Annotated in this window: 6 protein-coding genes; 5 read left to right on the forward strand and 1 reads right to left on the reverse strand. The window is 70.0% G+C overall.

Annotated elements, in window-relative coordinates:
* Positions 1-313 precede the first annotated feature (313 nt).
* Together KB201_RS02565 and KB201_RS02570 are read left to right on the forward strand one after the other, a co-directional pair.
* Positions 314-18,739, forward strand: coding sequence for an amino acid adenylation domain-containing protein (locus KB201_RS02565; protein WP_211538267.1), 18,426 nt, complete (start codon positions 314-316; stop codon positions 18,737-18,739).
* Positions 18,740-18,831: 92 nt separating this feature from the next.
* On the forward strand, positions 18,832-19,779 hold the full coding sequence (locus tag KB201_RS02570; protein WP_374193872.1) for a hypothetical protein: 948 nt from the start codon (positions 18,832-18,834) through the stop codon (positions 19,777-19,779).
* A gap of 52 nt (positions 19,780-19,831) precedes the next feature.
* On the opposite strand, the gene KB201_RS02575 is transcribed toward KB201_RS02570, so the two are convergent.
* Positions 19,832-20,461, reverse strand: a complete 630-nt coding sequence (locus KB201_RS02575; protein WP_058253821.1) for a TetR/AcrR family transcriptional regulator — start codon at positions 20,459-20,461, stop codon at positions 19,832-19,834.
* Positions 20,462-20,739: 278 nt separating this feature from the next.
* On the opposite strand from KB201_RS02575, the gene KB201_RS02580 reads away from it, so the two are divergent.
* From KB201_RS02580 to KB201_RS02590, 3 genes are all read left to right on the forward strand, one after another.
* Positions 20,740-22,329 carry an amino acid permease gene (locus tag KB201_RS02580; protein ID WP_165629685.1) on the forward strand — a complete coding sequence of 530 codons (1,590 nt, stop codon included), beginning with the start codon at positions 20,740-20,742 and terminating at the stop codon, positions 22,327-22,329.
* A gap of 224 nt (positions 22,330-22,553) precedes the next feature.
* Entirely contained in the window at positions 22,554-23,405 is an 852-nt protein-coding gene (locus KB201_RS02585) for an urea amidolyase associated protein UAAP1 (RefSeq protein ID WP_078113647.1), read from the forward strand.
* Positions 23,406-23,432: 27 nt separating this feature from the next.
* Positions 23,433-24,113, forward strand: a complete 681-nt coding sequence (locus KB201_RS02590; RefSeq protein WP_078113648.1) for an urea amidolyase associated protein UAAP2 — start codon at positions 23,433-23,435, stop codon at positions 24,111-24,113.
* Positions 24,114-24,118 lie beyond the last annotated feature (5 nt).

Below are 24,118 nucleotides of genomic sequence, written 5' to 3' on the forward strand. Positions count from 1 at the left end.
ACGGGCGAAAATCCACGCCTTTCGGAAAACTCATCCGAATGGACTATCGAATTTCTCCGTGACCATTCTGAGACGTTTTATCGCTGGTCTTTACTTCGCCTTTACTGACGTTTTACCTTTGCCGAAAAGGGATGTCGGCGAATGTTAATCGGGAGTATGGTCCGATTTGTCGACGGGGCGACAGCTCTCCAGGGGGGGCTTATCTGGCTTGATCTCGCGCGGGTTGTGAATTGTCCATCCCGTGGTCTGCGGGGGTGCCCGGGTGGTCCTGATACCCGGACGAGTGCGATCGATACGAACGCATGGAGGCCACGTGACCATCTCAGACAAGGATCTCGTCACCCCGTCCGCGCACTCCTCGTCGACCCGGATGCCGGCCGGTGACCATCCCACGGAGACGACCGGGGCCGCCACGTCGGCGAGACCGGATCCCGGTGTGGACTCACTTCCGTTGTCCGCCGCGCAGCGCGGCATCTGGTTCGCCCAGCATGTGGCCGGTGACCTGCCGATCTCGGTGGCACAGTACGTCGACATCGACGGCGAACTGGACACCGAGTTGCTGACGGAGGTCTGCCTGATCACCGGGCGGGAGTTCGGCTCGGGGCACCTGCGCCTGGTCGTCGTCGATGGCGAACCGCGGCAATACGTCGCTTCCCAGAGCGCTCCGGTGAGCACCGTGGATCTGCGCGGCGAGGCCGATCCGACCGCGACAGCGCACCGGCTGATGCTGCTCGACTACACGAGACCGCTCGACCTGCTCACCGACGACCTGATGACGAGCATCGTCTACCGCGTCGGGGACGCGCACTACATGTGGTACCTGCGGGCGCACCACATCGCGCTCGACGGATTCGCCGCGGTGACGATGGTCCGGCGGATCACCGAGCTGTACAACGCGGCCGTTCGCGGCGATCCCGCGCCGCCGTCGAAGGCGAGCGACATCGCCGACATCATCGCCCAGGACGCGTCCTACCCCGGGTCGACTCGTCACGACAACGACCGCAGGTACTGGAGCGACCATCTCGACGGCGCCCCGCCGGTCGTGACCCTGGCCGGCCGGCACGGCAAGCCGACGCTGCACCCGATCCTCGTGAGCGCGCCGATTCCCGCGGAGACGGCCGCGCTGCTCGATGCGGCCGCGCAGGAGGGAGGTGGCGTGACCCCGGTGGTCGTCGCGGCGTTCGCCGCGTACCTCGCGCGGATGACCGGCAGTGCCGAAGTCCTTCTCAGCCTTCCGGTCTCGGGTCGCCACTCCGCCGTGCTGCGCCGGTCGGGCGGCATGGTGGCCAACGTCGTGCCGCTGCGTGTGCCGGTCGCCGGCCGCACGCTCGGCGACGTGGTGACCTCCGTGCAGGGGGAGTTGCTGAGTGCTCTGCGGCGGCAGCGGTACCGGCAGGAGGACATCTTCGCCGACATGGGGATGGCCCGAGACGAGTCGGCGTCCTTCGGGCCGGCGGTGAACCTCATGATGGTCGACAGCGAGGTGGTGCTGGGTGAGGTCACCGGGCGGTTGCACGTGTTGACCTCGGGTCCGACGTCCGATCTGTTCGTCAACATCTACCCGGGCGCGGGAAAGAGCAGCACGCACATCGACTTCCAGGGCAACCCGAACATCTACACCCCGGACGAGCTCACCGGGCACCACCGTCGCTTCCTGATGTTCCTGCACGCATTCCTCGGCGGGGCGTCCGACGATCGCGTGGGACAGCTCTCGTTGCTCGACGAGCATGAGCGGGCGACATTGCTCCCCGTGCGGGGCGCGCGTTGCGCCCCGCCGCGGGTACTCGCCGACATTCTCGCCGAAACGGTTGCGCGACAGGGAGAATCTACCGCGGTGTGCGCGTCCGGGCGTTCGATGACGTATCGCGAACTCGACGCCGCCTCGTCGCGCCTCGCGCGGCGCCTGCTCGCCGCGGGCTGCGCGCCGGAGGAGTCGGTTGCCATCCTGCTGCGACGGTCCCTGGGCACCGTCGTGGCCGTCTGGGCGGTGGCGAAGACCGGTGCCGCGATCGTGCAGGTGGATCCGGAATACCCGCGAAAGCGCATCGAGCACATCTTCGCCGACAGCGGTGCCCGTGCGGCGATCACCGTCGACGAGTTCGCCGAGCGGGTGCCCCCGTCGGCTGTCCGGATCGACCTCGGCGACCTCTCGCCCGACGGGAACACCGACGGCGCCTCGGGCGGCGGCTTCGACGACTCGCCGGCTCCGTCGCGGGCCCGGCTCGAGAACGTCGCGTACATGACCTACACGTCCGGTTCGACCGGCGTGCCGAAGGGCGTGCAGGTCACCCACTCCGGGTTGGCGAGTCTCATCGCCGATCGCACCCGCGCCTATGGCCTCGCGCCGGCGTCCCGGGTCTCCTACGCGCTCTCCCCGAGCTTCGATGCGTCGATGGAACAGCTGCTGACCTGCTTCGCAACCGGATCCGCCCTGGTGATTGTGCCTCCGGAGGTGATCGGCGGCGAGCGGCTCACCCAGTTGCTCGCCGAGGAGGAGGTCACCCACCTGACCCTCACGCCCGCGATGCTGGCGACCATCGAGCCGGAATCGCTGACCCGGATGCAGACCGTCGTCGTCGGCGGCGACCGATGCGCACCGCACGTGGTCGAACGGTGGACCCGGTCGGCGACGATGATCAACGAGTACGGGCCGACCGAGTCGACGATCACGGCGGCGAGTGCGGTGGTCGAGCCCGATGCAGACGTCACGGTGGGCGGCCCCATCCGCGGTACGTCGGTGATGGTCCTCGACCACGCACTGCAACCGGTGCCGATGGGAACCGCAGGCGAGCTGTACCTCGCCGGCCCGGGGCTGGCTCGCGGCTACGCGCGCCTGCCCGGTCAGACCGCGGCACGTTTCGTGGCCCACCCGCACGGCGCGCCGGGCGAACGGATGTACCGGACCGGCGATCTCGCCCGCTGGGTCGGGGCGGGGACCGCGCCGTCGCTGGAGCTGTTGGGCCGCACCGACTTCCAGCTGAAGATCCGTGGGTACCGGATCGAGCCCGGTGAGATCGACGCCGCTCTCACCGGGCACGCCCAGGTGGACCAGTCCGTCACCGTGCCCGCGCTCAACCTCGCCGGCGCGACCGTCCTGGCGTCGTACGTGGTGCCGGCGACGGGACAGCGGGTCGAACCGGCGGAGCTGGAGCGATTCGCACGCGAGTGCCTGCCGCCGCATCTGGTCCCGTCCGTCATCACGATCCTCGACGCCCTGCCGCTGAATGCGTTCGGCAAGGTCGACCGACGAGCCCTGCCCGCGCCCGTGTTCGCATCCGCGCGATCGGGGGGGCCGCCGTCGACTCCCCGGGAATACCGACTGGCGCAACTCTTCTCCGAGGTACTCGGGGTCGTCGAGGTGGGTGCCGACGACAGCTTCTTCGTCCTCGGCGGCGACAGCATCCTGTCCATCCAGCTCGTGGCGCGGGCGAAGGCGAGCGGGCTCGCGTTCACGACCCAGGATGTGTTCGAGCACAAGACCGTCGCCGCGCTGGCCGCGATGGCTTCCGATGTCTCCGACGACGACGGACTGCGCGAGTTGCCCGGCGGCGCCGTCGGCTCCATCCCGCTGTCGCCGATCATGCACGCGATGCTCGAACGCGGTCCCGTCGACCGGTTCGGACAGGCCGCGCTGGTCGAGCTCCCGGATGCCGCCGGGCGCGACGAACTGGTGCGCACACTGCGCGCGGTGCTCGACCGGCACGACATCCTCCGGGCCACGCTGGTCGACGATCTCGCCGACCAACCCCACGTGGTGGTCCGCCCACCCGGTGCGGTCGACGCCGACGAGGCGCTCGAGCACGTGTGGCTCGACCGACGGGACGGCGACGAGATCGACCGCCACCTCCAGGCCGCGGCCGATCGACTCGACCCACGCGCCGGCGTCCTGGTGCGGTTCGTGTGGATGCAGCACCCCGACCGCACCGCGCCCGACCTGATGTGGCTGGTCATCCATCATCTGGCCGTCGACGGGGTCTCCTGGCGCATCCTTCTCGCCGACCTCGTCACCGCCTGGCACCAGATCCGCAGGGGCGCGGTGCCGGGCCTCGGCCTGCCGACGACGTCGGTCCGCCGTTGGGTCCACGGCCTCGTCGAGCAGGCACCCGTGCGCGCCGCGGCCGAACTGGACCGATGGACGGAGATCCTCGAGCCCGGCGACCGGTTGCTCGGACGCCGCGCGCTCGACCCGGATCGAGACATGGTCGCCACCGCCGGACGCATCCGGATGCGGATTCCGGCGGATGTGACCGAGGCGGCGCTCACCACCATCCCCGCGCGGTTCCACGGCGGTGCCAACGATTCGTTGCTGGCCGCGCTGGCCCTGGCGCTCGCGCACTGGCGACGTCGGCGCGGGCAGGCCGACGGCAGTGAGTTGATCGCCCTCGAAGGCCACGGTCGCGAGGAGGCCGCGGTACCCGGCGCGGACCTCACCTCGACGGTGGGCTGGTTCACCTCTCGGTTCCCGGTCCGGCTCGAATTGCACGGCGTCGACGTCGAGGACGCCCTCACCGGTGGTCCGTCGGCCGGACTGGCGATCAAGCAGATCAAGGAACAGCTGCGGGCGGCCCCCGACCACGGGATCGGCTACGGCATGATCCGATATCTCGACCCGGCCGGCCGCGACGAACTGGGCGACCGGCCCGAACCCCAGATCAGCCTCAACTACCTGGGCCGGATGGGGACCGGCGAGCACACCGGTCCGTGGATGCCGGCGCGCGATTTCGACGCGTTGGTCGGGACCGGGCACCCGTGGATGGCGTTGCCCGCCGTCATCGACATCAATGCGATCGCCGAACCGGGTTCGGCCGGCGTCGAACTCGACGTCGGCTGGGAGTACGCCGCGCTGGTGCTCGACCGGGTCGACGTCGAGGAGCTGGCCGGCCTGTGGGTGCAGGCCCTGAAGGGTCTCGCCCAGCACGTCCGGTCCGGGACGGCCGGCGGCCACACGCCGTCGGACTTCCCGCTGGTCTCGACCACCCAGGCCGACATCGATCACTGGACCGCCGCCCATCCGTCGATGGTCGACGTGTGGCCGCTGACCGCGCTGCAGTCCGGACTGCTGTTCCACGCGACCTACGACGCCGCCGCCGTCGACGGGTACACGGTGCAGGCCGAACTGCGACTCGGCGGGCGGCTCGAACCGGACCGGATGCGTCGGGCGGCGCAGGCGCTGATCGCCCGGCACGACAGTCTCCGCGTTGCATTCGTCGAGACCGGCGCCGGGCCGCGGCAGATCCTGCTCGACGACGTGACCGTCGACTGGTCGGACTCCGACCTCACCGGGATCGCCGACGCCGACGACCGGGACCGTGCACTGCGTCGTCTCATCGCCGGGTCGGCGGCCCCCTTCGACCTGGCTCGGCCGCCGCTGGTCCGTTTCCACCTCATCCGGTTGACACGCGACACCGAGAACCCGGGTGGCGACGAGTTCCTGCTGTCGATCACCAACCACCACATCGTCCTCGACGGGTGGTCGATGCCCGTCGTCATCTCCGAACTGCTGCAGTTGTACCTGGCCGACGATGACGCCGACGGCGCTGCCGGACTTCCCGCACCCCGGACGTTCCGGGACTACCTGCAGTGGCTGCATACCCGCGACCACGACGCGACGGCACGTGCGTGGCAGGAGACCCTCGCCGGCATCGAGAGTCCGACGCGACTCACCGGCGCCGCGGAGCGCGACGCGACGGCCGAGGTCGACGAGACCGCGCTCGATCTCGACATCGCGACGACGGAGGCGATCGCGGGTCTCGGGCGCGCCCACGGGGTGACCGCGAACACCTCGATCCAGGTGGCGTGGGCGATGCTGCTCTCGATCATGACGGGCCGATCCGACGTGGTCTTCGGCAACACGGTGTCCGACCGTCCCGCCTCCATCCCGGGCATCGAGCAGATGATCGGGCTGTTCATCAACACCCTCCCGGTGCGGATCCGGCTCGACCCGGACGAGCGGGTGATCGACCTGCTCACGAGAGCGCAGTCCGAGCAGGCGGCGATGCTCGGCCACCGCGACATCGGCCTCGCCGAACTCCAGCGGGTGACCGGGGTGGCCGACATGTTCGACACCGCCACGGTGCTGGAGTCGTACCCGGTCGACCCGGACGAGATCAACAGCATGCTCGGCGACGCGGGACTGCGGTGGAACGGCCTGGCCGCCCACGACGCGACCCCGTACCCGGTCAGCCTCCAGGTCACGCCGCCCCGGCCCGGACGGGCCGACCAACCGGCCGCCGATCGGCCCGGCACCTACGAACTGGTGGTGAAGTACGCCGTCGACCGCCTCGACCGGGAGTCCGCCGAGGTACTGCTCGAGCGGTTCGTGCTGCTGCTGCGCCAGATCGCCGCCGAACCGGGCCGCAAGGTCGCCACGCTGGCACCCTGTTGGGACACCGAACGATCCGCCCTCTGTCCGATCGAGGGTCCGCCCGCCGTGTCGCCCCGCCTACTCCGGGACATCCTCGCCGACACCGCGCGACGACACCCCGAGGCACCGGCGGTGCGCGCCGACGGCGTCACGATGACATATCGCGAACTCGTGCGCCGCAGCAACCGGCTCGCCGACGAGCTCGCCGCCCGCGGCGCCGGACCGGAGACCTCGGTGGCCCTGGCGATCCCGCGGTCGGCCGCGCTCATCGTGGCGATCTGGGCGGTCGCCCGGACCGGAGCGGCCTTCGTCGCCGTCGACCCGGGCAATCCGGCCTACCGCATCGCCGAACTGCTCGCCGACGCGCGGTCCACGATCGGGGTGACAGTCGACGCCGTCGTCCCGAATCTCCCGGACAGCGTCGAGTGGCTGACCCTCACCGGACCCGGCTCGCTCCCGCTCGGTACCGACGACTCGACACCGCTCGGTACCGGGGACCCGCTCCCGCTCCGGCCGGACAACGCGGCCTATCTGATCTTCACGTCCGGCTCCACCGGCCGGCCGAAGGCCGTCCACGTCACCCATCGCGGCCTCGCCGACCTGGTGGTCGAGTACGCGGAATCCTTCGCGGTGGAACCGAATTCGACGGTCCTGCAGGTCGCGTCCCCCGGCTTCGACGCCTGCGTGTCGGAGGTGTTGGTCGCGCACAGCGCCGGCGCCTGCCTGGCCGTCGCGCCGCCGGAGATCTACGGCGGTGCCGACCTCGAGGACCTGCTGCGGACCGAGCGGGTGTCCCACGCCATCATCACGCCGACGGTGCTCAACACGATGGACCCGTCGCGTCTGCCGGAGCTGCGGATCGTCGCGGTGGTCGGCGAGGCGACGGGCGCGGACATCGTCACCCGGTGGTCGCCGGGTCGTCGGCTGATGAACCACTACGGACCCACGGAGACCACGATCTGGGCGACCGGCGCCGACGATCTCCGGCCCGGGGAGCCGGTGACGATCGGGGAACCGATCCGGGGAGTCTCGGCGTTCGTGCTCGACACCTGGTTGCGGCCGGTGCCGGTCGGAGTGGTCGGCGAACTCTACCTCGGTGGTCCCGGTCTGGCGCGTGGCTACTTCGACCGCGCAGGCGTCACCGCGACGAGGTTCGTGGCCGATCCCGTACGCTCCGCCGGCGAACGCCTCTACCGCACCGGCGATGCCGTGCGCTGGATTCGCACGGACGGCGCCCTGCGGCTGGATTATCTGGGGCGCAACGACCAGCAGGTGAAGGTCCACGGCCTGCGCATCGAGACCGGGGACATCGATGCCCATCTCGCGCGGATCGCCGGCGTCGCGCAGGCGGCGACCGTGCTCCAGCGCGGACCGGCGGGTCGTCCGGTCATCGTGTCCTACGTCGTGGGGACGCCGGACGAGCCGATGGACGTGCATGCGCTGCACGACGACCTCGCGAACACCCTGCCGCATTACATGGTTCCCGCAGCGATCGTCGAGCTGGAGTCGATGCCGGTCACCCGGTCGGGGAAGGTCGACACGAAGGCGCTGCGGCAGTGTGAGTTCCGTGCCGAGAGCGGGGGCGGCCGCCCGCCGGAGACACCGGCCGAGCGCGTCATCGCCGCGCTGTTCGCCGAGGTACTGGAGCTCGACGACGTCACCGCCGACGACAACTTCTTCACGCTCGGGGGCGACAGCATCGTCTCGATGCAACTGGTCGCGGCGGCGAAGGCCGCCGGACTATCGCTCACTCCCCGGGCGGTCTTCGAGGCGAAGACCGTCGCCGCGCTCGCCGAGATCGCTACCACCGCCTCCGCGACCGGCGACCCGGCCACCGGTTCGGCCGTCGAACAGGCTGTCACCGAGCAGGATTCGCCGCTCGTCGATCTTTCCGACGCCGATCTCGACCGGCTGCGCAACGACTACCCACGGCTGTCGGACGTCTGGCCGTTGTCGCCGACGCAATCGGGTATCCACTTCCATTCGACCCTCGATCCCGATGCGGTGGACACCTACACCGTGCAGTCGACGATCGCCCTCTCCGGTCCGGTCGACGCCGGCCTGCTGCGCCGCGCCGCGCAGGCGCTCGTGGACCGCCACGACGTCTTGCGGACGGCCTTCGTCGAGACGTCGCGCGGCCCGCGGCAGGTCGTCGTCGACGGCGTCGAGGTGCGCTTCCGGACAGTCGATCTCACCGTTGCCGCGGACCGCGGGGCCGCCCGGCGGGTCGCCGCCGACGACGCCGCCGCCGGTTTCGACCTGACCGAACCCTCGCTGATCCGATTCACCCTCGTGCGGCTCGACAGCGACCACTTCGCCCTGCACGTCACCAACCATCACGTGATCCTCGACGGCTGGTCGATGCCCCTGCTGCTCGGCGAACTGCTCCACTATTACGGCGACCCGGGGCAGATCGGCGCATGCCGGCCGGCAGCCTCGTACCGGGACTACCTCGCGTGGCTCGGCGAACAGGATCAGGACGCCTCGACGGCCGCATGGGCGCAGGCCTACGCCGACGTCGACGGACCCACCCGCGTGACCCGACTCGGCGCCGCGACCACCGTGTTCGACGCCGGTGAGGTCATCGCCGAGCTGCCCGGGCAGGAGTATGCGCGTCTGCGGTCGGCCGCCGCGGAGTCCGCGGTGACGGTAGGGACCGCGTTGTCCGCGGCGTGGGCCCTCGTCCTGCGAACCCTCACCGGCGACACCGATGTGGTCCTGGGCTCCGCGGTCGCCGGACGGCCACCGGAGCTGCCCGGCGTCGACCGGGCGCTGGGGATGTTCCTCAGCACGGTACCGATCCGGGTCCGTCTCGAACCGTCGATGTCATTGCGCGAGTTGCTGGTTCATGTGCAGGACGCGAACGCGCTGGTCCTGGACCACCACTACGTCGGACTCCCGGCCATCCACCGCGCGGTGGGCCGGTCGGATCTGTTCGACACCGCACTGGCCTTCCAGTCGTTCCCGCTGCGCGAGGACGCACTGCAACACTTGGTCACCGCGGCGGGCTTGCACGTCGACAGCGTCACCGGGCTCGACGCCACGCCCTACCCGCTGAGCGTCGTCGTGGCGCCGAAGATCGACGGCGGCGAGGGGGAACCGGGACTCGGCATCACCGTGCGGTTCCATCGGGACGAGTTCGACGAGAGCCGCGCACGGGAGATCGTCGACCACTTCGTGGAATGTCTCGCCCGCATCGCCGATGAGCCGGGTTCGCGCCTCGGCGCACTCCGTCACATCGGGCACGAGGCAGGCGCCGGTCGGATCGACGCGAAGACGGAACCGGCCACCCTGCTCGACATCCTCACCGCCGCAGCCGGTCAGGCGCCCGATGCGATCGCGGTGACCTGCGGCGAGCGGTCGCTGTCGTACCGGCAGCTGGACGCCGAGTCCGATCGCCTGGCGCGACAGATCTCGCGGCAGGCGCGGTCCGGCGTCGTGGCATGCGCACTGCCGCGGTCCGTCGAGGCGGCGATCGCGATCTGGGCGGCGGCCAAGGCGGGAGTGCCGTTCCTGCCGCTGGATCCGAACCTGCCCGCCGAACGCATCGAGTTCGTGCTGGCCGACGCCGGCGCCGGGTTGGGGATCACCGTCGGCGCGCGCCGGGCCGCACTGCCCGACAGCATCGATTGGCTCCTCGTCGACGAACTGCGGACGGACGGCCCCCAGTCGAACGAAGGCGGCGGCTCCCCCCGCTCCCTGAGGAGCGAGCTTGCGAGCGTCTCGAAGGGTCGCTCCAGCAATCCGGTCAGCGACGTCGAACAAGGCGGCCCGATCCGGCTCGGGGACACCGCCTACCTGATCTACACGTCCGGTTCCACCGGCACGCCCAAGGGCGTCGTCGTCTCCCACCGCGGACTCGCGCCGGTGGTCGCGGCGCAGCGCGCGGTACTCGGCGTCGACCAGTCGTCGACTGTGTTGCAGGTGGCCTCACCGAGCTTCGACGCCTTCGTGTTCGAACTCCTGATGGCCCACGGCTCCGGGGGACGTCTCGTGGTCGCGCCACCCGATGTCTACGGCGGTCCCGAGCTCGCGAATCTGATTCGGCGCGAGAAGGTCTCGCATGCCGTCCTGACCCCGTCGGCACTGGCCACCGTCCCGGCCGACGGTCTCGACACGCTGCGCGTACTGGCGACCGCGGGTGAGCCGGTCGGGCCCGAGTTGGTCTCACGGTGGGCCGACGGCCGGAACATGATCAACCTGTACGGGCCGACCGAATCGACCATCTGGGCCACCGCCGGCACGCCGCTGCGGGCGGGTCATCCGATCACGATCGGGACGGCGGTGGGACCGGTCGGCACGATGGTGCTCGACACGTGGATGCGTCCGGTTCCGCAGGGCGTCGTCGGCGAGTTGTACCTCGTCGGCCCCGGCCTGGCCGACGGTTATGTCGGCCGGCCCGCGACGACGGCGGCGCGGTTCGTGGCCTGCCCCGCCGACGCGCCCGGAACCCGGATGTACCGGACGGGCGACCTCGTCCGGGTCTCCCGGTCCGGTGCACTGGAGTACGTGGGACGCAACGACTTCCAGGTGAAGGTGCGCGGCACCCGGGTAGAGGTGGGCGAGATCGACGCGCGCCTCGGATCACGCGCCGACGTCGCCTACGCCGTGACCGTCCCGCGTGGCGGGAACGGAACGCCGCACTGTCTGGTCTCCTACGTGACCGCCACCGCGGGGGCGTCGCTCTCCGGTGACGAACTACGTGCGTCGCTGGAGCGATCGCTGCCCGCGTACATGGTCCCGGCCGCGGTGGTCGTGCTGGACGAGATACCCCTCACGCCGACCGGCAAGCTGGATCGGAGTCGCCTGCCCGAACCGGTGATCGCCCCGCGTGGGTTCCGTGCACCGTCCGGCCCGGCCGAGTCCGCCGTGGCGCACGTCTTCCAGGACGTCCTCGGCGTGCCGCGCGTGGGCGCCGACGATGACTTCTTCGCCCTGGGTGGCGACTCGCTGACCGCCTCGGTGGTGACGGCGCGGCTGGGTGCGGAACTGGGAGTACGGGTTCCGCTGCGGTCGGTGTTCGACGCGCCCGGCGTCGCGGCACTGGCGGAGCTGGTCGGGTCGCTGGGCGACGACCGGCGCACCGCGTTGACGGCAGCCGTTCGCCCGGAGCGCATCCCGTTGTCGCTGGCGCAGCAGCGGATGTGGTTCCTCAATCGGATGGAGCCGGAGTCGCCGGCCTACAACATCCCGGTGGTCCTCGAACTCACGGGGCACCTGGACCTCGCGGCGCTCGGGCAGGCCCTCGACGACGTGGTCGGGCGGCACGAGGTGCTGCGGACGATCTACCCCGACACCGACGGCGAGCCGTGGCAACTCGTCCTCGACCACGCCCCGGTGCTCCTCGAGTCGATGCGGGCATCGGCCACCGAGGTCGAGGACGTCGTCGCCGTATTCGTACGCCGCGGCTTCGACGTGACCGCGTCGGTACCGATGCGTGTGGCCGTGGTCGCGATGGACCCGGACGGCGTGGACGATCCCGATGGCCCGGACAACCGCGACGCACACGACGACCGGGAGGGGACCGACGGGCGTTTCCTGCTCGTCCTCGTGGTCCATCACATCGCCGGTGACGGCCAGTCCATGGCGCCGCTCGCCCGCGATGTGATGACGTCGTACGCCGCCCGCATCGCCGGCGCGGAACCGACCTGGGAACCGCTCGCGGTCCACTACGCCGATTACGCGCTGTGGCAGCGAAACATGCTGGGGAGCGAAGGCGATCCGACCTCGTTGATGCACGCCCAACTGGATTTCTGGCGGTCGACCATGTCGGGTGGCCCGGACGTCCTCGATCTGCCCACCGACCGCCCGCGTCCGCCGGTGGCGACCCTGGCGGGCGGGCAGGTGCCGGTGGCGATCGACGCCCGCCTGCACGGGCAACTCCTGGCCCTCGCGCGGGCACATGGCGCGTCGTTGTTCATGGTCGTGCACGCCGCGCTCGCCGCGGTGCTCGGCCGGTTGAGCGGCGCCGACGACGTCGTGATCGGCACCCCGGTCGCCGGGCGCGGCGAACCGGGACTGGAACCGCTCGTCGGCATGTTCGTCAACACCCTCGCGCTCCGGACCGACCTCGACGCCGCGGAGTCGTTCGCCGGATTGCTCGGCCGCGTGCGCGAGGTCGACCTGGACGCCTTCGAGCACTCCGACGTCCCGTTCGAGCGGATCGTCTCCGAACTCAACCCGGATCGGTCCACCGCGCATCATCCGCTGTTCCAGGTCGCGCTGGCCTTCCAGAACCTGTCCGACGTCCATCTCGACCTGCCGGACCTGCGCGTCTCCCGCGCGCAGGCCGACACCGGCATCTGCCAGTTCGACCTCCAGGTGGTCCTCGCCGAGTCCTACACCGAAGACGGCACGGCACAGGGTCTCTCGGGAACCGTGATGTTCGCCCGCGACCTGTTCGATCCGGGGACGGTGGCCGGCATCGCCAGTCGGTTGCACCGTGTGCTCGACGCGATCGTCGACGACGCGACAACACCCGTCGGTGACATCGACTGGCTCGGTGGAGCCGAGCGCGCGGAACTGTTGGCGAAGGTGGTACCGGGTGCGGTCGCGGAGCCCGTGCTGCTGCCGGAGATCTTCGCGGCCGCCGTCGTGGCCGACCCGGACGGTGCGGCGGTGATCTGCGGCGACGTCGAGCTGTCCTACGGCGAGCTCGATCGCCGATCGAATCGGCTGGCGCGGTACCTCATCGACAATGGTGCGGCACCGGAGCGGCCCGTGGCGGTGGCCGTGGAGCGGTCGGCGGAATCGCTGGTCGCGTGGTGGGCCGTCGTGAAATCGGGTGCTCCCTATGTCCCGGTGGACCCGCATTACCCGGCCGCGCGGATCGACCAGATGGTGTCCGATTCGGCTGCGCCACTGGGGATCACGACACGTGGGTCCCGGCCGACGCTGTCCGGGACGCTCGACTGGGTCGTGCTCGACGACCCCGCCACCGCCGCCGAGGTTGCCGAACTGTCGTCGTCGCCGATCCGACAGACCGATCGGGTGTGCCCGGTCCGGCCCGCGAACACCGCCTGGGTGGTCTTCACCTCCGGCTCCACCGGCGTGCCGAAGGGCGTCGCCGTCACGCATGCCGGCGTCGCCGACTACCTCGCCACGCTGCACATCGACCGTGAGCCCGGAACCAGCCCGCGGGTACTGCATTTCGCCTCTCCCTCGTTCGACGCGTCGCTGCTGGAGATCCTGCTCGCCGTGAGCGCCGCGGCCACCGTCGTCGTGGCGCCCACCGGGATGCGGGGTGGTCGCGAGCTGGCCGACTTCCTCCGCGATCACCGCGTCTCCCATGCGTTCGTCACCCCGGCCGCGCTGGCCTCGGTGGACCCGGACGGGCTCGACGACCTGCGGGTCGTCATGTCGGGCGGTGACGAGGTACCGACCGACCTGGTGAGCCGGTGGGTGGGTGCCGATCCGGCTACTGGCCGGGAATTCCGGGTGCTGTACGGCCCCACCGAGACCACCATCGTCGCCACCGCCACTACTCCACTGCGGGTGGGAGAACGGTCGACGATCGGCACGGCGCTCGCCGGGATGCAGACGCTCGTGCTCGACACCCGTCTGCAGCCCGTGCCGGACGGGGTCGCGGGGGAGCTGTATCTGTCCGGACCCGCGCTCGCGCGCGGCTACCTGAACAGGTCCGGGGTGTCCGCGGCCCGGTTCGTCGCCCACCCCTTCGGCGATGCCGGGGAACGCGCATACCGTACGGGGGACATCGTGCGCCGCAACCACTCGGGCGACCTGGAGTTCATCGGACGCAACGACTTTCAGGTGAAGGTCCACGGCTTTCGGGTCGAGCTCGGGGAGATCGACGCCGCGCTGGCAGAACTCGCTCGGGTGGCCTACGCCGTCACCGTCCCGCGGCACGACTCCGGCATCGGTGTGCGCCTGGTGTCCTACGTGGTGCCCGCGCCGGGCGTCGCCCTCGTCGGTGAGAAACTTCGTGCCGAACTCGGTGAGGTGTTGCCGACGTACATGGTCCCGGCGGCGGTCGTGGTCCTTGACGAGATCCCCCTGACACCCAGTGGGAAGCTCGACCGGCGTGCCCTTCCCGCGCCGGTCGTCACCACCCGGAGTTTCCGTGCCCCGGCCACGCCGGTCGAGGAGATCGTCGCGGGGGTGTTCGCCGACATCCTGGCCGTCGATGCCGCGGTCGGCGCCGACGACGACTTCTTCGACCTCGGCGGCAACAGTCTCGCCGCAACGCGGGTGGTGGCGAGAATCGGTGCGGCGCTTGACACCACGATCCCGGTGTCGGTGATCTTCGAGGCGTCCACGGTGACGCGGCTGGCCGCCCGCGCCGAGTCGCACACGGACACCGGGCGCGTCGACCTGGTGGCACACGAACGCCCGGAGCGGATCCCGCTGTCCTATGCGCAGCAACGCATGTGGTTCCTCAACCGGATCGAACCCGAGTCGCCGGCGTACAGCATCCCGGTCGTGGTGCGGTTGTCCGGAAGTCTCGATGTCGACGTCCTCCGCCGGGCGATCGGTGACGTCGTCGCCCGCCACGAGATCCTGCGCACCGTCTACCCCTTCGTCGAAGGCGAACCGGCCCAGGTGATCCTGCCCGCTGACACCGTCCCGATGGAGGTCGTCCAGGTTGCGGAATCCGATGTCGATCAGGCGATCGCGGAGTTGATCGCGGCACCGTTCGACCTCACCGCCGGGGCGTCGACCCGGATCGTGCTCTTCGAGCTCGGCGGCGACGAGTGGGTGCTCGCCGTGATCCTGCATCACATCGGCGGTGACGGCTCCTCGTTGGGGCCCCTCGCGCGGGACATCATGACGGCCTACGTCGCGCGTCTGCAGGGCGAGGCGCCCGGATGGGTGCCGTTGCCGGTGCAGTACGCCGACTACGCGATCTGGCAGCGGGCGGTCCTGGGCTCCGAATCGGACCCGAACTCGTTGCTGCGCGCGCAGATCGACTACTGGGCCGAGCAACTGGCCGGCACACCGCCGCTGCTCGAACTGCCCACCGATCGGCCGCGCCCGGCCACCCAGTCCTACGCCGGGGAGTCCGTCGGCCTGACCGTCGACGCCGATCTGCACGCCGGGTTGCAACGGGTCGCCCGCGCCCACAACACGACACTGTTCATGGTCTTCCATGCCGCGCTGGCCGCCCTGCTCGCGCGACTCGCCGCGACCGACGACGTCGCCGTCGGGACCCCGTACGCCGGACGCGGGGAACGTGCTCTCGACGATCTGGTCGGGATGTTCGTCAACACGCTCGTCCTGCGCACCCGGGTGCGGAGCGGGATGTCGTTCGCCGAGTTGATCGACGACGTGCGCGCCACCGACCTCGCGGCGTTCGGTCACGCCGACGTCCCGTTCGAACGGCTCGTCACCGAACTCAACCCGGTCCGCTCCGACGCCCACAACCCGCTGTTCCAGGTGATGCTGGCGTTCCAGAACATCTCGAGCACCGACATCGAAATGCCCGATCTGTCGGTGCGGGCCGTCGAACCGGACACCGGACTCGCCCTGTTCGACCTGCAGGTGACGGTCGCCGATTCCTACGACGCGCACGGGGCGCCGGCCGGCATCACCGGTGGTGTCACCTTCGCGTCCGACCTCTTTGACGCGTCGACCGTGGAGCGGTTCGTCGAACGGTTGGTGGCGATGCTCGAGGCGATGACGATCGACGCCGACCGCGCTGTCCACGACGTGGACCTGCTCGATGACGCCGAACGGTCTGCCGCCCTCCAGGGTCCGAACGCGACGATGCATGAGGTGGACTCCGCCGAGACCCTCGTCTCGATGTTCGCCGCGGCCGCGGTCGCGTACGCCGAGGACACCGCGGTGATCTGCGGGACGGTCTCGCAGACCTACGCCGAGTTCTCCGGTCGGGTGAACCGGCTGGCCCGCTGGATGGTCGCACAGGGGGTGGGGCCGGACTCGCTGGTCGCGCTCCGTATGCGACGCTCGCTCGACCAGCTCACGGCGATGTACGCGGTGCACGCCGCCGGCGGTGGTTACGTGCCGATCGACCCGGACCATCCGGCCGAGCGGATCGACTACATGGTCGAGTGCGCCGAGCCGGTGCTGGTGCTGTCCGCGCTCGACTCTGTCGACCTCTCGGGGTTCGACGACTCGCCGCTGACCGACGATGACCGGATCACGCCGCTGACCCCGGACGCCCTCGCGTACGTGCTGTTCACCTCCGGCTCCACGGGTCGACCCAAAGGCGTTGCCGTGTCGCATCGTTCGGTGGTCAACCAGCTTCGCTGGATCAGCGCCGAGTATGGGCTGAACCGATCGGACGTGGTGCTGCAGAAGACTCCCGCGACCTTCGACGTGTCGGTGTGGGAACTGTTCGCGACCCTCTCCGTCGGTGCCCGACTGGTGATCGCGCGACCGGACGGCCACACCGATCCGCGCTACCTGGCCGAGGCCATGTCCACCCATCGGGTGACCATCACCTCGTTCGTGCCGTCGATGCTGGCGGTGTTCGCCGATGCCCTGCCCACCGGCGCGGCGCTGTCGTTGCGGGCCCTGCTCGTCGCGGGTGAGGCCTTCGGGCCCGACGTGGTGGACGCCGCCCGCCGTGCGCTGCCGGAAGTGGAGTTGTACAACCTGTACGGGCCGACCGAGTTCACGGTGCACGCGACCTCCTCCGCGGTGGGGACGGCCGACGACGGCGCGGTGCCGATGGGTGCGCCGGTGTGGAATGCCTGTGCGTACGTGCTGGACTCGCGGCTGCGTCCGGTGCCGGCGGGGGTGACCGGCGATCTCTACCTGTCCGGGACGCAGGTGGCGCGGGGTTATCACGGACGACCGGCTCTGACCGCCGATCGCTTCGTGGCCGATCCCTTCACGGCCGGCGCCCGGATGTACCGCACCGGTGATCTGGTGCGGCGTCGCCGAAGCGGTGCGCTCGAGTATCTGGGACGCAGCGACTTCCAGGTCAAGCTCCGCGGGCTGCGCATCGAACTCGGTGAGATCGAGGCGGTCTTCGCCGCGCACCCGGACATCGCCCGCGCGGCGGCCGCGGTCACCTCGACCGACACGGTCGACTATCTCACCGTCTACCTGGTGCCGGTGGGGGCCGACCGCGGCGTCGGCGTGAGGGACGTCGGGGAGAGGTCGGTGAACACCGCCGAGGTCACCGCGTTCGCGTCGGCGGCGCTCCCGGGATACATGATGCCGACGGCGGTGATGGTGATCGACTCGCTGCCGATCACCGCGTCGGGCAAGCTCGACCGGGCGAGGCTGCCGCAGCCGACACGTGACGCCTCGGCGTTCCGCGCACCGTCGTCGTGGCTGGAGACCGAGATCGCCCGGACCTTCGAGCACGTGCTCGGTGTCCCGCGGGTCGGTGCCGACGACGACTTCTACGCGCTCGGCGGCAATTCGCTGCGGTCGGTCCAGGTCGTCAACGACCTCGAGACCGAGTTGCACGTCGAGATCCCGGTCCGGTGGATGCTGTCCGATTCGAGCCCGGCCGACCTGGCCCGGCGGATCGAGGACGGGATGCGTAACGGGTTCGACGTTGCGAGCGGGCCGGGGGACGAGTCGCCGGGCGGGGTGGGCTTCGACGTCTTGCTCCCCATCCGGCCGGAAGGCGAACTGCCGCCGCTGTTCTGCGTCCACCCCGCCTCCGGACTGGCCTGGTGCTACCAGACGCTGAGCCGGCAGGTCCCGCCCGGCCGGCCGGTGTACGGCCTGCAGGCGCCACAGATCGGTGGCGAGGCACCCGGCCCCACCACGATCGACGAGATCGCACGCCGGTACGCCGACGAGATCCGGACGGTACAGCCCGAGGGGCCGTATCACCTGCTGGGATGGTCGCTGGGCGGGGTGATCGCGCACGCGGTCGCCGCCGAGATGCGGGCGGCCGGTTCCGAGGTCGCGCTGCTCGCCATGCTCGACACCGAGGCCGACGGTGTCGACTCGTCGGCGATCACCACCGTCACCGCCGGCGAGCTGATCAGCAATCTCGGCCCGGTCCTCGGCATCGACTACGTCAGTGCGGACGCGACCGCCGAACAAGCCGCCGAGCAGATCGCCGAGCGCCTCGGCGCCGGGTTCGGCATCGACGCCGCGACGATCGAGCGGCTGACCGACGCCTACAACCTGTTGATCCGGGCCACCGGTGACTGGCACCCGCCGGTCGTCGACACCGACGTGCTCTACTTCACCGCAGTGCGCGATCGGCGACCGGATGCGTTGGGCGCCAACGGATGGGGTCGGTACGTCCGGGGGAGCATAACGAATGTCGACATCGACACCCACCACCTCGGGATGACCGAGGACGAGGCGATCAGACAGATCGCGACCGTCCTCGACGATCATCTGACGCGCGAAAGTGCCTCGCGGAAAGCCGCTTCGGGGTTAGCGTTTTCTCACGATGATCGGTTCACCAACAAGAGATGAGGTCGTCCATGGACAAGAACGGCAAATCCGGCGCACACCGTTGCCCACGTCCGCGCGGTCGCCGCCCGGCGGGCGCCTTGCTTGGCTGCGCAATGGCCGCGTCGCTCACGGTGACGGCCCCGGCCGTGGCCCAGGCGGTCTCACCCGGGGTGGCCCTGCCCGTCCCGGTGGTACCCTCCTCATCGACGTCGGGAGCACAAACACTGCCCGGCAACGCTTTCCGCATCGCGCAGATCGACGCCGCACTGGTCTCGGATGCGGCGCCGGTGGTGGTCGGGTCATGGCCGGAAGTGACGTCGGTCGTCCCGACACCGGGGCCGCGGCACCTGCGGCCACTCGGTTCGGTGGCGGTGCCGGTCGCCGATGCCGGGGACCGGGTTCGGGTCGGCAACCTGGACCTGACCCGTCCGCGAGCGGTGTCGCCGCAACTGGCCGCGCAGATCTCGGCGGGAGCCGGCGAGATCGTCCGAGGAATCTCGGATGTGTTGCAGAGCAACGGCGTACCGGTCGCGCGCGCCGACCGGGTGGCCGAGCAGATGGTCGGTGACGCCGCGGTCGGTGGCGTCATCGGAGCCGGGGTGGCAGCACCCCTCGCCCTCGCGGTCGGCGGTGTGGTGGGTGCCCCCTTGGGTCTGATACTCACGTTGCCGTTGTGGCCCACCGGACTCGTCGTCGGTCCCGTGGTCGGGACGGCTCTGGTCGCCACCCTCGTCGCGCTGCCCGCGGTCGCGGCCGGTGTCGCGATCGGCGCCGCGCACGGCTACGACAAGGGTTGGAAGGTGCCGGTCGACAAGCCGCGACACCTGCGCGCGGACGCCACCGAGGTGTCGGCCGAGCGGGTCGTACCGCATCAGCCGCGGCACGCCGCCCCGGAGCCGGTCGTACCGCAGGTCACCGGGCCGGTCGGCCGGCAGCTCGCCCCGACCCCCGCGGTGAAGCAGGTCGAACCCATGCGGGGTGTCGGGAGTGGTCCGGCGGACTGCTCGATCGTGCGCAAGATGGAGGTGGCGCTGCAGGGTGGCGTGATCGGAACCTGCTAGCCGTCACGCTCGCGGGGATCCCGTAGCGACGTGGGCCATGTGCGCTCTGTTGCTACAGGATTCGCGAGATCGCGTCGACGACGGTGGCGGCGAGACCGGCGGCCGTGTGTTCGCCGAGCTCGCCGCGCTGTTCGTCGGCGCGCATCATGATGACCGACTCCACCAGGCGGAAGGGGAGCAGCGTCCGCTTGTCGGTGGAGTCGCCGAGTGCCGCGGCCGCCAGGGCGGCATAGGAGTCGGCCAATTCCTGCCGTGCTGAACGGAATTCGACGAAACGCTGGTCGGCGACCTCGGGCAGCAGGTACAGGGCGCCGAGGTTCCAGCGCGACTGTGCCAGCTGATCGACATCGAAGCGCGCGAGCTCCAGCAGCCGCGCGAGCGCGGGTCCATCCCCGTCGAGGAGTACCCGCGCGCGGTCGAGTGAGGCGACGACTGTCGTCTCCAGCAGGGTCGCGAGAATGTCGTCTTTGGTGCCGAAGTAGTGGTACATCGACGCCTGTCGGATGCCGACCGCCTCGGCGATCATGCGTGTCGACGTCCCGGTGTACCCGTGGCGGGTGAACAATTCGGCAGCGGCGTCGAGGATTTCCTCGCGCGCGGTCTGCCCGCGGCGTCGGGCCTGGACCAGGCGCGGGCGGCCGCGGCCGGTCGGCGTCGGGGCCGTACTCGAGCCGGACGGCATGTCGTCTCCTCAATTGCGTCAACAGATCTCGCAACCCGGGCATCTTGTGACCCGGATTTCTCGACCCTAGCCGACAGACCGCGTGCTTCGGCTGTTCGCGGACCCGCCGACCGGGGAAATCCCAGGCGCGTTACGCGGACGTAACGGGAGTTTTCACGACCGGAACAATTCTGTCAATCGATAGAAATCAGCGAGGGCTTACCTATCAGGTGACAGGAAACAGTGCCTGCCTCAACCGTGCTCAACGTGGAGCTTTCTCTCAGAAAGGAAGACCACGCATGACCTCCACCCCCGAAGTGGCTCCCGCGCCATCGCCCTCCTCGGCCGCTGGATCATCGTCCGGCCCGGGCGCCGGAGATGCCGACGCACACGACCTCTCGGCACTCGGCTACGACCAGCAACTCCATCGTTCGCTCGGCAAGTTCGCGTCCTTCGCCGCCGGGTTCTCGTTCGTCTCGATCCTGACCACCATCTTCCAGTTGTTCGGTCTGGGTTTCGGTTTCGGCGGCCCGGCCTTCTTCTGGACCTGGCCGATCGTCTACGCCGGCCAGTTCCTGGTGGCGCTGTGCTTCGCCGAAATCGCGGCGCGATACCCGATCTCGGGCGCGATCTACCAGTGGTCCCGCCGAATGGGCGGCGAGGTCGTCGGTTGGTTCGGCGGCTGGTTCATGATGATCGCGCAGGTCGTCACCGCTGCCGCGGCCGCGATCGCCCTGCAGGTCGTCCTGCCGTCGATCTGGATCGGCTTCCAGATCATCGGCGACGACCCAACCCTCACCACCACGAGCGGTGCGGCCAACGCGGTGCTGCTCGGCTCGGTTCTGCTCGTCATCGTGACCGCGATCAACTGCATCGGTGTCCGGTGGATGAGCCGGGTCAACAGCATCGGCGTCGTCTGCGAACTCGTCGGTGTCGTCGCGGTGATCCTGGCACTGTTCACCCACGCCCAGCGCGGTCCCGACGTCGTCTTCGACACCGGCGTTCCCGGTCAGCAGCCCGGTTACATCTGGGCGTTCATCGTCTCCGGTCTGATGGCCGCGTACGTCATGGTCGGTTTCGGGTCGGCGGGTGAGCTGGCCGAAGAGACGAGGGACCCGCGCCGCGTCGCACCGCGCACCATCCGGATGGCGCTGACCGTCTCGGCCATCGGCGGCGGACTGATGCTGCTCGGCACCCTGATGGCGGCACCCACCCTCGATGAGCAACTCGCGACCGGCGGTCTGCCGTACGTCCTCGATTCCGTGCTCGGCAGCTTCTGGGGCAAGGTCCTGCTCGCCGACGTGGCGGTGGCCATCTTCATCTGTACCCTCGCCATCCAGACCGCCTGCTCGCGTCTGATGTTCTCCATGGCTCGCGACGGCCGGCTCCCGTTCTCGGCGCAACTGGCACATGTCAACAGCCGCACCGGGACCCCGATCCTGCCGTCGATCCTGATCGGTGTGCTCTGCATCGGCATCCTGCTCGTCAACGTCGGCAACTCGGCGATCTTCGCGACCCTCGCCAGCGTGTGCATCATCCTGATCTACCTCGCCTACCTGGCCGTCACCGGCCCGATGCTCTACCGGCGGTTCCAGGGCTGGCCGCATCGCGGCGGCCGGGACACGCCGGCCGTCGACGCCGGTGGCCGAAAGCTGTTCAGCCTGGGCCGATTCGGTATCGTGGTGAACGCCCTCGCGGTGCTCTACGGCGTCCTGATGGTGATCAATCTGGCGTGGCCGCGGGCCGAGGTCTTCGACCCGTCCGGTGAGATGCCGATCCTCCGCTGGGCCGGCCCCATCTGCATCGTGGCGACCGTCCTCGTCGGCATCGCCTGCTACCCCCGCGGAAAAGAACACCCGCGACCGGTGACGACCTCCCCGTCCGCCTGATGCCCCCTTGCTCCCTAATCCGAAAGAACCGCACAACCACTGCTCCCTGAGGAGCGCCCGGAGCTTGCGGAGGGCGCGTCACGAAGGGTCTGGCGAGACGAGTTGCGAAGACCCTTCGTGACGCTCGCAAGCTCGCTCCTCAGGGAGCAGGGGGAGACGTTCGCTAGCTCGCTTCTCGGGGAGCAGGGTGGCACCCGAACACCATCTACAACAAGGAGTTCCGAATGAGCACGATCACCGCGGCGGGTACCGGCACCACCACCGGCGCCCGCGAACACGCCCGTGCGCAGGCCGGTGCCATCACCGACAGCATGCCGGTGGTGCCGCCATCGGCCTGGCCCAACCCGCCCGCAGACGTCCCGCCCACCTCGCTGACCTGGGCGGAGACGGTGCCCGGTGGCCGCTACACCAGCAAGGTCCTGGCACGGGGAACCCGGTTGCGGCTCACCGATGTGGCCGGCGCGGCCTGCGCACATCTGCTGCTCTGGCGCGCCGACGCGCCGTGGGAGCGTCTCAACGTCGCCGACACCGTGAAGGTCCCGTGGCAGGCGTACCTGGGTGCGGGTCATCCGCTCCTCAGCGATCAGGGCCGCGTGCTCGCGACCGTGGTCGCCGACGACTCCGGTCACCACGACGCCCTGTGCGGTACCTCGACCCTCGCGGGCAATACCGCGAGATATGGAGCCGGGGAGGTGCATTCGGGTAGTCCGGCCGGACGTGAGCTGTTCACGCTCGCGGCCGCGAAGCACGGTCTGACACCCACGGATGTGGCGCCGTCGCTGTCGTTCTTCCACGGCGTCACCGTCGACGCCGACGGGACACTGCGCTCGACCGGCAGCGCGGGCCCCGGGCGTTCGGTCGATCTGATCCTGCATCTGCCGTGCACAGTCGCGATCGCCAACACCGCGCATCCGCTCGACCCGTCGCCGCATTTCGACACCACCTCGCTGGAAGTGCTGGCGTGGCAGGCGAAGAGCGACCTCGACACGCTGCTGGCCGAGGTCGCCGGCACCGACCCCGAGTACCAGCGCGCGGTCGCCAACTCCGAAGACGTCTGGGCCGCGGCTCATCACTGAGCCGACCCACAGAGAGGACCACCCATCGTGACCGAGACAAACACCGCACTCATCACCGATTTCGCCTCGCCGCCCGCCGCCGAACTCGCTCTCGTCCCCGGCGCCGTCGTCGACGACGCGCATGTGGGCGACCGGGCTCCGTGGTCGGGCGTCGTCGCCGCCGGCGACGTGCTGACCATCGTCGACCTGCACGGCAACCAGGCCGTCGACACGCTGTTCTACGCCGCCGCCGACACTGCCCAGCGGTATTCGGCCCAGGCGACGATCGCCGCGCAGGGCAACATCTTCCTCACCACCGGCAGCGTGATCCGTGACCACGACTCCACTCCGCTGATGACGATCGTCGCCGACGAGGTCGGCAACCACGACACCCTCGGCGGCGCCTGCTCGCAGGAATCCAACACGCTGCGCTACGGCCACCACACCAAGCACCAGCACGCATGCGTCGAGAACTTCCTCATCGAGGGCAGCCGGCACGGCCTCGGCAAGGCCGACCTCGTCGGCAACGTCAACTTCTTCATGAACGTCCCCATCGATCCCGACGGCTCGCTGGGGATCGTCGATGGGTTGTCCGCCCCCGGCAAGCGACTGGCGCTGCGCGCCGAGGTCGACACCCTCGTGCTCATCTCGAACTGCCCGCAGATCAACAACCCCTGCAACGGATTCGATCCGACGGCGGTGCGCGTCATCGTCACCCGGCCGTCCTGACCTCC

This window comes from Gordonia sp. SCSIO 19800, assembly GCF_018132775.1.
Lineage (GTDB): Bacteria > Actinomycetota > Actinomycetes > Mycobacteriales > Mycobacteriaceae > Gordonia > Gordonia hongkongensis.

Coding starts and splice junctions, on each gene's coding strand:
- KB201_RS02575 (WP_058253821.1), bottom strand. CDS start 20,461: ATGCCGTCCGGCTCGAGTACGGCCCCGACGCCGACCGGCCGCGGCCGC.
- KB201_RS02570 (WP_374193872.1), top strand. CDS start 18,832: ATGGCCGCGTCGCTCACGGTGACGGCCCCGGCCGTGGCCCAGGCGGTC.
- KB201_RS02580 (WP_165629685.1), top strand. CDS start 20,740: ATGACCTCCACCCCCGAAGTGGCTCCCGCGCCATCGCCCTCCTCGGCC.
- KB201_RS02585 (WP_078113647.1), top strand. CDS start 22,554: ATGAGCACGATCACCGCGGCGGGTACCGGCACCACCACCGGCGCCCGC.